This is a genomic window from Enterobacter sp. UPMP2060, assembly GCF_053709655.1.
On sequence record NZ_JBSKJQ010000007.1, the window covers coordinates 97,766 to 111,163 of the forward strand.

A 13,398-nucleotide genomic window follows, 5' to 3' on the forward strand; every position below is an offset into this window, starting at 1 on the left:
ATGAAACTACTCATAGTTGAAGACGATCTGTTATTGCAGGAAGGGCTGGCGCTGGGGCTGGCCAATGAAGGGTATGCCCTCGACTGTGCTGGCACCGCAGCGGAGGCGGACGCCCTGATCCAGAGCGGCGAATACAGTCTGGTGATCCTCGATTTGGGCTTGCCTGATAAAGACGGCGCCACGCTGCTCAGCCAGTGGCGACGCCGCGGTATCGCCAACCCAGTGTTAATCCTGACGGCACGCGATGCCATTGAAGATCGCATCACCGGCCTCGACGCAGGCGCAGATGATTACCTGGTGAAGCCTTTTGCGCTTGCGGAGCTGCAGGCGCGAGTGCGGGCGTTGATTCGCCGCTATCAGGGCCATAGCGATAACTTACTCACCGACGGCGATATTACGCTGAATCTGCAAACCCAGCAGGTACTGCGCCGGGACCAGGCGGTAGAGGTGACGCCAAAAGAGTTCGCCCTGCTTACGCGTCTGATCATGCGCAGCGGACAAACGGTGCACAGAGAGACGCTCCAGCAGGATATCTACTCCTGGCAGGACGATCCTGGGTCAAATACCCTGGAAGTTCACATCCATAACCTGCGTCGCAAGCTCGGCAAGGACAGAATCAAAACCGTCCGTGGCGTTGGCTATCGCCTTGAGAGCCAGAAATGAACAGCATGCGTCGGCGTTTGATGGTGCTGCTGGCGGTCATTCTCTTATTTTTCCAGCTGATAAGCGTCATCTGGCTGTGGCATGAAAGCCGCGAGCAGATCGGTTTTCTGGTGAATGAAACGCTGTCGGCAAAAGCCCGTAATAACCATGTCGAAAAAGAGATCCGCGAAGCGATTGCTTCCCTTCTCGTCCCTTCTCTGGTGATGGTAGGCTTTACGCTGTTTTTCTCTTTCTGGGCAGTCACCTGGATAACCCGACCGCTGAATAAACTGCGTGACAGCCTGGCTAACCGTTCGGCAGATAACTTAACTCCGCTTCCTATGTATTCCGACATGGAAGAAATCGGCGCGGTGACAACCTCCCTGAACCAGCTGCTCGCCCGGCTGGACAATACCATTCAGCAGGAGCGTCTCTTCACCGCTGACGCCGCGCACGAGCTTCGAACGCCCCTTGCCGGTATCCGGCTTCATCTGGAGCTTATGGCGCAGTCAGGCGCACCACAGGCTGCGACGTTAATTAGCCGTATCGATCAGCTCATGCATACCGTTGAGCAGCTGCTGATGCTGGCCCGTGCCGGACAGGCAATGGCCAGCGGACACTACGAAACCGTGAGCTGGACTGAAAATATCATTGAACCTCTCGGCCTGGGCCATGAAGCCAAAGAGCATACGGTGATTTGGCCCGCTAAAAGCGCGCTCACGGTTCAGGGAGACGCCGTGCTCCTGCGTCTGATGCTGCGCAACCTGCTGGAGAATGCCGGGCGCTACAGCCCGGCAGGGACAACGATTACAGTGACATTAACCGGGGTCGACGGGGGAACGCAGATCAGCGTGATCGATCAGGGGCCCGGTATTGATGACGCGCACCGACAGTCAATTACCGAGCCATTCCGCCGTCTTGACCAGCGCTACGGTGGCAGCGGTCTGGGCCTGAGTATCGTGCAGCGCATCGTGCAGCTCCACCACGGCAGGTTGACGCTTGAGAATGGCTCTGAAGGTGGTTTGATCGCCAGCTGCTGGCTACCCGCAACGCTGGAATAAAAAAAGCCCCCATAATGGGGGCTTTGGACAGATATTAGTGCTTGTAGATGAACTCGACGCCTTCTTCGTCGTCTTCATCCCAGTCATCGTCCCAGTCCTCATCATCCTCTTCCGCTTCCAGCTCTTCGAGCTGCTGGCGGTGGTAGTCATCCCACATGAATTCGACTTTTTCAGGCTGTTTCGCTTCTTCCGCCTGAACAACTGGGTTCTCAATGATGAAGGTCATCACATCCCAGCACAGATCTTTCACGCCAACCTGGCTTGCCGCAGAGATCAGGTAGTATTTATCTTCCCAGCCCATCGCTTCAGCAATCGCTTTAGCTTTCGCTTCCGCTTCAGCTTTGTCCATCAGGTCGATCTTGTTGAAGACCAGCCAGCGTGGTTTATTCGCCAGTTTTTCGCTGTATTTTTCCAGCTCACCGATGATGATGCGGGCGTTTTCAACCGGATCGGAACCGTCGATAGGATCGATATCGATAAGGTGCAGCAGCACGCGGCAACGCTCAAGGTGTTTCAGGAAGCGAATACCCAGACCCGCGCCTTCCGCAGCGCCTTCAATCAGACCCGGAATATCGGCAACCACAAAGCTCTTCTCGTTATCCATACGGACAACGCCCAGGCTTGGTACCAGCGTGGTAAACGGATAGTCCGCCACTTTTGGTTTCGCCGCAGAAACGGCGCGAATGAACGTCGATTTACCGGCGTTTGGCATACCCAGCATGCCCACGTCTGCCAGAAGCATCAGCTCCAGCTGAAGATCGCGCTTATCGCCCGGCGTACCCATCGTTTTCTGACGCGGAGTACGGTTAACGGAGGATTTGAAACGGCTGTTACCCAGACCGTGCCAGCCGCCTTTCGCCACCATCAGGCGCTGACCGTGTTTGGTCATGTCACCCATGGTTTCACCGGTTCCCTGGTCAATCACACGCGTACCGACCGGAACTTTAATGGTGACGTCTTTACCGCGTTTCCCGGTACAGTCACGGCTCTGGCCGTTCTGGCCACGTTCAGCGCGGAAGGATTTTTCGAAACGGTAGTCGATCAGCGTGTTGAGGTTCTCATCCGCCTCCAGCCACACGTCACCACCATCCCCACCGTCGCCGCCGTCAGGACCGCCACGTGGGATATACTTTTCACGGCGGAAGCTCACGCAACCATTGCCGCCATCACCAGCCACGACCAGGATCGTCGCTTCATCAACAAACTTCATTTTACTCTCCGTAACTCATTCGCCTGAGCGGGGGACTACTACAACCGCTTCATTTTTGCGCCAACGTCCCCAAAGACGATGACCAATGGCGGAATACATCGCGCCCGCAACCACGACAAACGCACCGAGATAACCCAACAGGTTGAGCATCGGTCTGACGAAGACATCGGGCCAGGCCATTGATAACAAATCTGAAAATAACAGCGTAAACAGCGGAGTAAGCGTAATTAACGCGCTCACCTGTGCCGCCTGCCAGCGCGCCATCGCTTCGGCCAGCGCGCCATAACCGACCAGCGTGTTCAGCCCACAAAAAATGAGGCACGCCAGTTGCCAGTCGCTAAGCTGGGAAATCACACCCGGCTTTGCTAATGGCAGCAATGCTATTGTACACAAAGTGTACAGCAAAAAGAGGATCTGCTGTGAGGCAAGACGACGCAATAACACCTTTTGCGCGACGCCATAGCTCACCCAGACCGTTGCCGCCCCCACGCCGAAAATTACACCCCATGTGTAATCCGTCAGGCGGGTGAAAATCTCAATCAGACTGGTGTTGAAGAACATCACCAGACCGCACAGCAGCATGCTCGCCCCGATAATCTGCGTACCGCGCATCTTTTCCTTGAGGATAAAGACGCTGGCGACCATCATGCCCACCGGTGAAAGCTGACCTATCACCTGCGACGCCGTGGGGCTGAGATATTGCAGGGAAGAGCTGAACAGGATGAAGTTACCGAACAGACCGCCCGTCGCGATAGCCAGCAATACCAGCCAGCGCGGTTTGCGGAAGAGCCGCAAGGGTGGAAGCTTACCTTTGACAGCCAGAATGGCCCCGAGGCCGATGCTTGCCATCAGAAAGCGATAAAAGACCACCGTAGGCGGCTCCATCACTTCCAGTACCTGCTTCATTGCAATTGGCAGCGCACCCCAGCACATTGCGGTAGTGAGCGCCAAAAGAATACCAATGCCGGCCTGCTGCTTCATGCCCGTTTTCCCTACAGAAAAAATTACCGGGTTTCCAATGTAAAAAGCCCCGCAACAGGTTGCGGGGCTTTAATCCGTTACCGGACCGAGAAAACCTTACTCAGCAACGATGCTGATGTATTTACGGTTGTTCGGGCCTTTAACTTCAAATTTCACTTTACCGTCTGCTTTAGCAAACAGAGTGTGGTCACGACCGCAACCTACGTTGTTGCCAGCGTGGAATTTGGTACCACGTTGACGAACGATGATGCTACCCGCCAGAACGGATTCGCCACCGAAACGCTTAACGCCAAGGCGTTTAGCTTCTGAATCGCGACCGTTACGTGTGGAGCCGCCAGCCTTTTTATGTGCCATTTAAATCTCTCCTCAGGTCTTAGGCGCTGATGCCAGTAATTTTCACATCAGTGAACCACTGACGGTGGCCCTGCTGCTTACGGTAGTGTTTACGACGACGAAACTTAACGATTTTAACTTTCTCGCCACGACCGTGTGCAACAACTTCAGCTTTGATAACGCCGCCATCAACGAAAGGAACGCCGATTTTGACTTCTTCACCGTTTGCGATCATCAGAACTTCTGCGAACTCAACAGATTCGCCAGTTGCGATGTCCAGCTTTTCCAGGCGAACGGTCTGACCTTCGCTTACTCGGTGTTGTTTACCACCACTTTGGAAAACCGCGTACATATAAACTCCGCTTCCGCGCACGTCCTCGTATGAATCAGAGTGCGCTATAAATATTCACAATAGGGCGCGAATATTACGCAAAACGCGAGCCTTTGACAAGTGCTACCGTCAATACATGAAGAAAAAAAACACAACACGTACGGTAACGTTTATCTGTGCCGTTTTTTCAGTACAATCAGCACTACTATTGATAAACCGAAACCCTTCGTTACCCCATTGAAGATGGGATCAACAGGATAAAAAGCCCGGCTTTTGCGATGAATTTAGAAAAAATCAACGAGTTAACCGCGCAAGATATGGCGGGTGTGAATGCAGCAATCCTGGAGCAACTCAACTCTGACGTTCAGCTGATCAATCAGTTGGGCTATTACATCGTCAGCGGCGGCGGTAAACGCATTCGTCCGATGATTGCCATTCTGGCTGCCAGAGCCGTTGGCTATCAGGGAAATGCTCACATCACTATCGCAGCGCTCATCGAATTTATTCACACGGCGACGCTTCTGCATGACGATGTTGTGGATGAATCGGATATGCGTCGTGGCAAAGCCACGGCAAACGCCGCTTTCGGAAACGCAGCCAGCGTCCTGGTGGGGGATTTTATCTATACCCGCGCCTTCCAGATGATGACCAGCCTGGGCTCCCTGAAAGTGCTGGAAGTGATGTCCGAAGCCGTAAACGTCATTGCTGAAGGCGAAGTGCTGCAGCTGATGAACGTCAACGACCCTGACATTACCGAAGAAAACTACATGCGCGTCATCTACAGCAAAACTGCGCGCCTGTTTGAAGCGGCTGCCCAGTGTTCCGGCATTCTTGCTGACTGTACCGAAGCACAGGAAAAAGGCCTGCAGGACTATGGCCGCTATCTGGGTACGGCATTCCAGCTGATTGATGATTTGCTGGACTACAGTGCGGACGGCGAGACGCTCGGCAAAAACGTGGGCGATGACCTGAACGAAGGCAAACCAACTCTGCCGCTGCTTCATGCTATGCGCAATGGAACAGCCGACCAGGCGAAAATGATCCGTGAAGCGATTGAGCAGGGAAATGGCCGCCATCTTCTGGAACCTGTCCTGGAAACCATGGCTATCTGCGGATCGCTGGAATGGACGCGTCAGCGTGCGGAAGAAGAAGCCGACAAAGCCATCGAAGCGCTTCAGGTCATTCCAGACAGCCCATGGCGCGATGCACTGATTGGTCTTGCCCACATCGCCGTTCAGCGCGACCGTTAATCCCCTTGTTTCTCCCCGCAGCGATAGCGGGGAGATTCCAGTACACACCTGTAAATTCCGTGTTCATGTAAATTCATCGGTTTAGATACCGCATGAATAAAGCCGTGTCTTATTCTGAATATCCCTTCAAGTAACGCGAACTTTTTAGAACAAGAAGTTGAAATGGGTATAGTAACCGCGTCGTTTCAGAAGAAACGGCGTAGGTGAATCCGAACTTAAGGACGGCGTTATGGATACGAAATTTATCGACTGGCACACGGCTGATATTATTGCCGCGCTGCGCAAAAGAGGCACTTCACTGGCAGCAGAGTCCCGCCGCCATGGACTGAGTTCTTCCACTCTGGCAAACGCCCTCACCCGCCCCTGGCCCAAGGGAGAATTAATTATCGCGACGGCGCTGGATACGCATCCGTGGGTAATTTGGCCTTCACGCTATCACGATCCCATCACCCATGAATTTATCGACAGATCGCGCATGATTCGCCAGAGAAAGGTAAAAAGAGAACCGCAGGAATAACGCATTTTTGACAGGAACAGCAACCCCCCGGTCATTGCTGGCAGGGGGCTGCCGGAACGATTACTCGCCCTTCACACGCTCGATATTGGCACCCAGCGCGCGCAGTTTATCTTCGATACGTTCATAACCACGATCGATGTGATAGATACGATCCACGATCGTTGTACCTTCCGCGATACAACCCGCCAGCACCAGGCTTGCAGACGCACGCAGATCGGTTGCCATCACCTGAGCACCTGACAGTTTCTCAACGCCGTGGCAAATCACGGTATTACTTTCGATCTCAGCATGCGCGCCCATACGGATCAGCTCCGGTACGTGCATAAAGCGGTTCTCGAAAATGGTTTCTGTGATGAAGCCAGTGCCTTCGGCGACCAGGTTCAACAGGGTAAACTGCGCCTGCATGTCCGTAGGGAACGCCGGATGCGGCGCCGTACGCACATTGACTGCTTTTGGACGCTGACCGTGCATATCGAGGCTGATCCAGTCTTCACCGATTTCGATATCCGCACCCGCATCGCGCAGTTTCGCCAGCACCGCATCCAGGGTATCTGGCTGCGCGTTGCGACAAACAATCTTCCCGCCAGAAATCGCCGCAGCGACCAGGAAAGTACCGGTTTCGATACGGTCCGGCAGAACGCGATAGACACCACCGCCCAGACGCTCAACGCCTTCGATGGTGATACGGTCGGTACCCTGACCGGAAATCTTTGCCCCCAGCGCCACGAGGAAGTTGGCGGTATCCACAATCTCCGGTTCGCGCGCGGCATTTTCGATGATGGTGGTACCTTCTGCCAGCGTCGCCGCAGACATAATGGTGACCGTTGCGCCCACGCTCACTTTGTCCATGACGATGTGCGCGCCTTTCAGACGACCATTAACGGACGCTTTAACGTAACCTTCTTCCAGCTTGATCTCGGCGCCCAGCTTCTCCAGACCAAAGATGTGCAGGTCAACCGGACGCGCACCGATGGCGCAACCGCCAGGCAGAGAGACCTGCCCCTGACCAAAACGCGCCACCAGCGGGCCAAGCGCCCAGATGGATGCACGCATGGTTTTCACCAGATCGTAAGGGGCTGAGAAGTTGTTCACCTTGCTGGCGTCGATCCAGACGGAACCGTTACGCTCAACTTTCGTGCCCAGCTGGGTGAGCAGCTTCATGGTGGTGTCGATATCTTTCAGCTTCGGTACGTTCTGAATTTCTACCGGCTCTTCAGCCAGCAGCGCAGCAAAGAGGATTGGCAGCGCGGCGTTTTTAGCGCCAGAAATTGTGACTTCGCCCTGGAGACGCGTTGGCCCCTGTACACGAAATTTATCCATTGTGTGCTCTCTTATAAATTCAACCGTGCTGCGGGCCTGTCGCCCTCAGCTCAAAAACCGTTTAGTTTGCGATCGCGTGCCCACTCTTGCGGGGTGAACGCTTTAATCGACAGGGCGTGGATGCGGTTATCCGCAATATATTCCATCAGCGGCGCGTACACAGCCTGCTGTTTCTTCACGCGGCTCATACCGTCGAACATCTCACCCACAGCAATAACCTGGAAGTGACTGCCATCGCCAGTGACGTGGGCTTCCTGAAGGGAGAGTGCATTCATCAGCACTGTCTGGATTTCATGATTTTCCATGGGCTCTTAATCATCTGATAGTGAAAACAAGCCCAACATCTTAGAGCAAAGTGGCGTTGTCTTAAACAAGCAAAAAGCCCCGACGATGAAACAGTCAGGGCTTTCGGAAGTAACGCACTGAAAATATTAACGAGGCAGTACGTCCTGAGGGAGATTGTAGAGCTGCGCAAGGGTCACGACATTATCGCTCGCGCCGTGAAGTTTGACGCTTGTCCCCTGCTTTTTCCCCACGGCAACCAGATGGGCAAGCAGCGCAACACCCGCCGTATCCACCCGCGTGACGTCGGTTAAGTCGATAAGCGTCACGCCCTGCATCGCTTCGTGGCGTTTGTCCCACAGTGGGTTCAGCAGATCCTGATCCAGTTCACCGGACAGCTTTAATGTCTCGCCTTCACGCGACCAGCTGAGTTGCTGTGACATTACTTCTTCTCATCCAGAGTAATTTTCTGGCGAGAGATAGACTGCAGCTGAGCGGTCAGGCCATCAATGCCTTTGGTGCGCAGCAGGTCGCTCCATTCGTTCTGTTTGGTGGTGATCATGCTTACCCCTTCGGCAATCATGTCATACGCCTGCCAGTGACCGGTCTGGCTGTTTTTACGCCACTGGAAATCCAGACGAACCGGCGGACGACCGTTAGGATCGATGATCGTCACACGGATAGGGACGATGGTCGCATCGCCCAGCGGCTGCTCAGGCGCAATCTGATAGGTCTGGCCGTGGTACATCGCCAGCGCCTGGCCATAAGCCTGTTTCAGGTATTCACGAAACGCGGCAAAGTAGGCATCACGCTGCGCAGGGGTCGCGTCTTTGTAATAACGTCCCAGCACCAGCGCACCCGCATATTTAATCTGCACGTACGGCAGCAGCTCCTGGTCAACGACGTCACGCAGATAATCAGGATTAGCACGAATTTTAGGCTGTTCGTTTTTAAGACGGTCGAAGGTCTTCTTCGCCGCTTCGTCCATCAGTTTGTACGGGTTACTCTGATCCGCAGCGTGGGCGGCGGTTAGAGGGGCGATGACCAGCATGGCAACCATTAACAGTCGTTTAAACATGAATGACTTCTCCTGATATTAATTCGCAGCACCTGGCGTCGGTGCGACGTCGGTATGATCTTCGCTCTGCGCAGGGGCAGCGTCGGATTTTTTCTCATCCCCTTTACTGTTGTAAAGGAACTGACCAATCATATCCTCCAGAACCATCGCGGATTTCGTATCCTGAATGACGCTACCGTCTTTAAGGATAGTCGTTCCCAGCTCGGGATCTTCAAAGCCAACGTTAAGCGCCAGATATTGTTCGCCCAGCAGGCCGGAAGTACGGATAGAAAGGGAACTGGTGTCCGGGATATGGTTGTAACGCTCTTCGATATCCATCGCGACGCGGGGCAGATAGGTTTTCTCATCCAGCGTAATGTCAGATACGCGTCCGATCACCACGCCGCCGATGCGGACCGGTGAACGCGCCTTCAGCCCGCCGATGTTATCGAAGGTGGCATAGATGCGATACGTCGGCTCGGTGCGTACAGACGTGATATCCGCCGCTCTCAGGCAGATAAACAGCGCGGCCAGCAGCGCCAGCAGCAGGAATACACCGACCCAAATTTCATTTTTTCTCGTTTGCATGAACTCAATTCCCAAACATCAGTGCGGTGAGCACAAAATCCAGACCCAGTACGGCCAGCGACGAATGTACGACTGTACGTGTAGTTGCGCGGCTAATGCCCGCCGACGTCGGGATGGCATCGTAACCATTGAACAATGCAATCCAGGTGACCGTAATGGCAAATACCACGCTTTTAATCAGGCAGTTAACCAGATCCATTCGCAGGTCGATGGCGTCCTGCATCGCGGACCAGAAGAAACCGGCATCAATGCCTTTCCAGTACACACCAACCAGCGAACCGCCCCAGATACCCACGGCGACAAACAGAATAGTCAGTAACGGTAAAGAGATCACCCCAGCCCAGAAACGCGGCGAGATCACGCGACGCAGCGGATCGACCGCCATCATCTCCATGCTGGAGAGCTGCTCGGTCGCACGCATCAGGCCAATTTCAGCCGTTAATGCCGACCCCGCGCGCCCGGCGAACAACAGCGCCGCCACAACCGGCCCCAGCTCGCGCAGCAGCGAGAGCGCCACCAGCATCCCGAGGCTGGTTTCCGCACTGTAGGTTGTCAGAACCAGATAGCCCTGCAGCCCAAGCACCATACCGATAAACAGACCGGAGACAATGATGATGAGCATCGACAGCACGCCGACATTATAAAGCTGCCGCACCAGCAGCGGTGCGTGCTTACGGAATTCCGGCTTGCCGACCAGCGCGTTGAATAACATCAATCCGGCACGCCCGAACGTCCTGATGGTTTTTATGCCACGGTGTCCGAGAGCGGCCAACGCATTTAACAGCATGAGTGGCTTAACTCCCTATTCCCAGTAAATCGTCACGATAGTCGCCCGCCGGGTAGCGGAACGGCACAGGGCCATCGGCAATACCGTCAAGGAACTGCCGCACGCGCGGATCGCAATTTTCCTGCAGCGCCTGAGCGCTACCGTGTGCGACGATCTTTTTGTCCGCCACAATATAGGCGTAATCGGCAATGCTCAATACTTCCGGTACATCGTGAGATACCACAATGCAGGTGACGCCAAGCGCGCTGTTCAGTTCAGAGATGAGCTTCACCAGCACGCCCATCGTGATGGGATCCTGTCCAACAAACGGTTCGTCGAACATGATTAAATCAGGTTCTAATGCAATGGCGCGTGCCAGCGCGGCGCGGCGCGCCATCCCGCCGGACAGCTCCGAAGGCATCAGCTTTGCAGCGCCCCGCAAACCGACGGCTTCGAGCTTCATCATCACCGTGCTTTTCAGCAGTTCAGGCGGCAGGCTGGTATGCTCACGCAGCGGATAGGCCACGTTATCAAAGACATTCATGTCGGTGAACAAGGCTCCCGACTGAAAGAGCATGCTCATGCGTTTGCGGACAGTATACAGACGCGAGCGTGACATCTCCGGGATGTTTTCGCCATCAAAGAGGATTTCACCGCTATCAGGTGGGATCTGCCCACCAATAAGGCGCAGCAGGGTCGTTTTACCGATCCCGGACGGCCCCATGATGGCAGTGATTTTGCCACGCGGTACGGTCAACGAAATATCATCAAATATCAATCTGTTGGCGCGAGAAAAACTCACGCCGCGAACATCGACTAAATTCGCCATCGTTTGGCTCATTTATGGTTCCTTTATTACCCTGCTCACGTTAAGGCATGCCGCCTGAATCAGCCCTCAATTCCGCATTTTTACAGAATAATAGCCGTTGAGGTTAGCGAAAGCTGGCATTTGTTTTACTTTTCCGGCGCATAAAGTCAAAATTAGGAATTCGTTACGCCTCAGACTGTATGCAGTCCAGCCATTCCCGTGCGATGGACCGACGAGTATACCTGAAGAAAGGACTTTTGATGCTTTTAGCAACAGCACTGTTAATAATTGGTTTACTTTTGGTGGTCTACAGTGCTGACCGTTTAGTGTTTGCCGCATCTATCCTGTGTCGCCTGACGGGCGTACCGCCTGTCGTCATCGGGATGACCGTGGTGAGTGTTGGAACATCACTTCCTGAAATCATCGTCTCTGTCTCGGCATCGCTGCATGGTCAGTTAGACCTGGCAGTAGGTACCGCGATTGGCTCCAACATCGTCAATATACTCTTGATTTTGGGCCTGGCCGCACTGCTCCATCCATTTCGCGTGCATTCTGATGTTCTGCGCCGTGAATTGCCGCTAATGTTAATCGTAAGCCTGCTGGCAGGCTGCGTATTTTACGATGGTGTTCTGAGCTACAGCGACGGCATTTTCCTGCTGGCGCTGGCCGTCATCTGGCTGCTGTATAGTGTTAAAATCGCCCGTCTGGCTGAGAAGCAGGGTCAGGATAGCCTCACGCGGGAGCAGGTCGCCGAACTGCCGCGAGAAGGTACGCTGCCTGTTGCCCTGCTCTGGCTTGGCGTTGCGCTGATCATCATGCCGATGGCAACGCGCATGGTGGTGGATAACGCGACCGTGCTGGCGAACTATTTCGCCATCAGTGAACTGACCATTGGCCTGACGGTGATTGCCATCGGCACCAGCCTGCCGGAGCTGGCCACGGCCATTGCGGGGGCACGTAAAGGTGAGGATGACATTGCCATTGGTAATATCATCGGTTCCAACATATTTAATATCGCCATTGTGATGGGCCTGCCGGCCCTGATAACGCCAGGGCCCTTTAATCCCCTGGCGTTCTCACGCGACTACGGCGTGATGTTATTGGTCAGCGTGATATTTGCCCTGCTCTGCTGGCGGCGGCAACGACAGATCGGCAAAGGCGCAGGCGCGCTGCTGACGGGTGGATTTATCGTATGGATGGCGATGCTGTACTGGCTCTCGCCTCTTCTCTCTGGGTAAACGGAAACGCATTATGTCGCAAATAGAATTGCAGCCGGGTTTTGACTTTCAGAAAGCAGGCAAAGAGGTTCTGGAGATTGAACGTGAAGGTCTGGCGCAGTTAGATCGGTACATTAATCAGGATTTTAGTCTGGCATGTGAGAAGATGTTCTACTGTGCTGGCAAAGTTGTGGTGATGGGGATGGGTAAGTCCGGCCACATTGGACGCAAAATGGCGGCAACGTTTGCCAGCACCGGAACCTCTTCCTTCTTTGTACATCCGGGGGAAGCCGCGCACGGTGACCTGGGTATGGTCACGCCGCAGGATATCGTCATCGCGCTGTCCAACTCCGGGGAGTCCAATGAAATTCTGGCGCTGATCCCAGTACTGAAGCGACTGCAGGTGCCGCTTATTTGCATGACCAGCCGTCCGGAAAGCAGCATGGCGCGGGCGGCCGATATTCACCTGTGCGTGAAAGTGCCTAAGGAGGCCTGTCCGCTCGGCCTGGCGCCGACGTCCAGCACCACCGCCGCGCTGGTCATGGGTGATGCGCTTGCCGTCGCGCTGCTCGAAGCCCGCGGTTTTACGCCGGAAGATTTCGCGCTTTCCCACCCGGGCGGCGCGCTGGGGCGCAAGCTTCTGCTTCGGGTAAACGATATTATGCACACCGGGGATGAGATCCCTCACGTCAGTAAAGAAGCCTCCCTGCGTGATGCGCTGCTGGAAATCACCCGTAAGAATCTGGGTATGACGGTCGTGTGCGACGATCTGATGAAAATTCAGGGGATCTTCACCGATGGCGACCTGCGCCGCGTGTTCGACATGGGTGTAGATGTCCGCACGCTCGGCATTGCCGATGTGATGACGCCGGGCGGTATCCGCGTCCGTCCGGGTACGCTGGCCGTGGATGTGCTGAACCTGATGCAGTCCCGCCACATTACCTCAGTGATGGTTGCCGATGGCGACCAGTTGCTGGGTGTGGTACATATGCATGATCTGCTGCGCGCAGGCGTAGTGTAATGAAGGATAAAACA

17 protein-coding genes are annotated in these 13,398 nt (G+C 54.6%); 6 read left to right on the top strand and 11 right to left on the bottom strand.

From position 1 onward, the window contains the following. Window positions 1–663 carry a two-component system response regulator PmrA gene (gene pmrA / locus ACWKXN_RS15355; RefSeq protein WP_033146744.1) on the top strand — a complete coding sequence of 221 codons (663 nt, stop codon included), beginning with the start codon at window positions 1–3 and terminating at the stop codon, window positions 661–663. Further along, window positions 660–1,703: a two-component system sensor histidine kinase PmrB gene (gene pmrB / locus ACWKXN_RS15360; protein ID WP_454543992.1), complete on the top strand. Its 1,044-nt coding sequence runs from the start codon at window positions 660–662 to the stop codon at window positions 1,701–1,703. The genes pmrA and pmrB overlap by 4 nt, the downstream gene beginning before the upstream one ends. A 34-nt stretch (window positions 1,704–1,737) precedes the next feature. Here the strand turns inward: pmrB and cgtA are convergent, their stop codons facing one another. From cgtA to rplU, 4 genes are all read right to left on the bottom strand, one after another. Beyond that, window positions 1,738–2,913, bottom strand: a complete 1,176-nt coding sequence (gene cgtA, locus ACWKXN_RS15365) for an Obg family GTPase CgtA (protein WP_039260419.1) — start codon at window positions 2,911–2,913, stop codon at window positions 1,738–1,740. 15 nt (window positions 2,914–2,928) lie between these two features. After that, a complete protein-coding gene (locus tag ACWKXN_RS15370) occupies window positions 2,929–3,894 on the bottom strand; it encodes a DMT family transporter (RefSeq protein ID WP_039260417.1) in 966 nt (321 codons plus the stop codon). 96 nt (window positions 3,895–3,990) lie between these two features. Beyond that, window positions 3,991–4,248 carry a 50S ribosomal protein L27 gene (gene rpmA, locus ACWKXN_RS15375; RefSeq protein WP_004385076.1) on the bottom strand — a complete coding sequence of 86 codons (258 nt, stop codon included), beginning with the start codon at window positions 4,246–4,248 and terminating at the stop codon, window positions 3,991–3,993. Window positions 4,249–4,267: 19 nt separating this feature from the next. Continuing rightward, entirely contained in the window at window positions 4,268–4,579 is a 312-nt protein-coding gene (gene rplU / locus ACWKXN_RS15380) for a 50S ribosomal protein L21 (protein ID WP_003025032.1), read from the bottom strand. 257 nt (window positions 4,580–4,836) lie between these two features. Here rplU and ispB point away from each other — a divergent pair, with 257 nt between their 5' ends. After that, a complete protein-coding gene (gene ispB, locus ACWKXN_RS15385) occupies window positions 4,837–5,808 on the top strand; it encodes an octaprenyl diphosphate synthase (RefSeq protein ID WP_045355402.1) in 972 nt (323 codons plus the stop codon). 229 nt (window positions 5,809–6,037) lie between these two features. Beyond that, entirely contained in the window at window positions 6,038–6,325 is a 288-nt protein-coding gene (gene sfsB, locus ACWKXN_RS15390; protein ID WP_023309348.1) for a DNA-binding transcriptional regulator SfsB, read from the top strand. A gap of 60 nt (window positions 6,326–6,385) precedes the next feature. Here the strand turns inward: sfsB and murA are convergent, their stop codons facing one another. The 7 genes from murA to mlaF form a co-directional block, all read right to left on the bottom strand. Continuing rightward, window positions 6,386–7,645 (bottom strand): UDP-N-acetylglucosamine 1-carboxyvinyltransferase, encoded by a 1,260-nt coding sequence (murA, locus tag ACWKXN_RS15395; RefSeq protein WP_023309349.1) that lies wholly within the window; start codon window positions 7,643–7,645, stop codon window positions 6,386–6,388. 50 nt (window positions 7,646–7,695) lie between these two features. Further along, window positions 7,696–7,950 (bottom strand): BolA family iron metabolism protein IbaG, encoded by a 255-nt coding sequence (gene ibaG / locus ACWKXN_RS15400; protein ID WP_008501458.1) that lies wholly within the window; start codon window positions 7,948–7,950, stop codon window positions 7,696–7,698. A 126-nt stretch (window positions 7,951–8,076) separates the two neighbouring features. Beyond that, window positions 8,077–8,370 (bottom strand): lipid asymmetry maintenance protein MlaB, encoded by a 294-nt coding sequence (gene mlaB, locus ACWKXN_RS15405; protein WP_048981183.1) that lies wholly within the window; start codon window positions 8,368–8,370, stop codon window positions 8,077–8,079. Further along, on the bottom strand, window positions 8,370–9,005 hold the full coding sequence (gene mlaC, locus ACWKXN_RS15410) for a phospholipid-binding protein MlaC (protein ID WP_033146748.1): 636 nt from the start codon (window positions 9,003–9,005) through the stop codon (window positions 8,370–8,372). The genes mlaB and mlaC overlap by 1 nt, the downstream gene beginning before the upstream one ends. 18 nt (window positions 9,006–9,023) lie before the next feature. After that, on the bottom strand, window positions 9,024–9,572 hold the full coding sequence (gene mlaD / locus ACWKXN_RS15415; RefSeq protein WP_033147081.1) for an outer membrane lipid asymmetry maintenance protein MlaD: 549 nt from the start codon (window positions 9,570–9,572) through the stop codon (window positions 9,024–9,026). Between the two features lie 4 nt (window positions 9,573–9,576). After that, window positions 9,577–10,359, bottom strand: coding sequence for a lipid asymmetry maintenance ABC transporter permease subunit MlaE (gene mlaE / locus ACWKXN_RS15420; RefSeq protein ID WP_454543993.1), 783 nt, complete (start codon window positions 10,357–10,359; stop codon window positions 9,577–9,579). 7 nt (window positions 10,360–10,366) lie between these two features. Then, window positions 10,367–11,179 (bottom strand): phospholipid ABC transporter ATP-binding protein MlaF, encoded by an 813-nt coding sequence (gene mlaF, locus ACWKXN_RS15425; protein WP_024906354.1) that lies wholly within the window; start codon window positions 11,177–11,179, stop codon window positions 10,367–10,369. A gap of 227 nt (window positions 11,180–11,406) precedes the next feature. Between mlaF and ACWKXN_RS15430 the strand changes: the two genes are divergently transcribed. Further along, on the top strand, window positions 11,407–12,384 hold the full coding sequence (locus ACWKXN_RS15430; protein ID WP_023309354.1) for a calcium/sodium antiporter: 978 nt from the start codon (window positions 11,407–11,409) through the stop codon (window positions 12,382–12,384). Window positions 12,385–12,397: 13 nt separating this feature from the next. Then, a complete protein-coding gene (gene kdsD / locus ACWKXN_RS15435) occupies window positions 12,398–13,384 on the top strand; it encodes an arabinose-5-phosphate isomerase KdsD (protein WP_032659705.1) in 987 nt (328 codons plus the stop codon). Window positions 13,385–13,398: the final 14 nt, after the last annotated feature.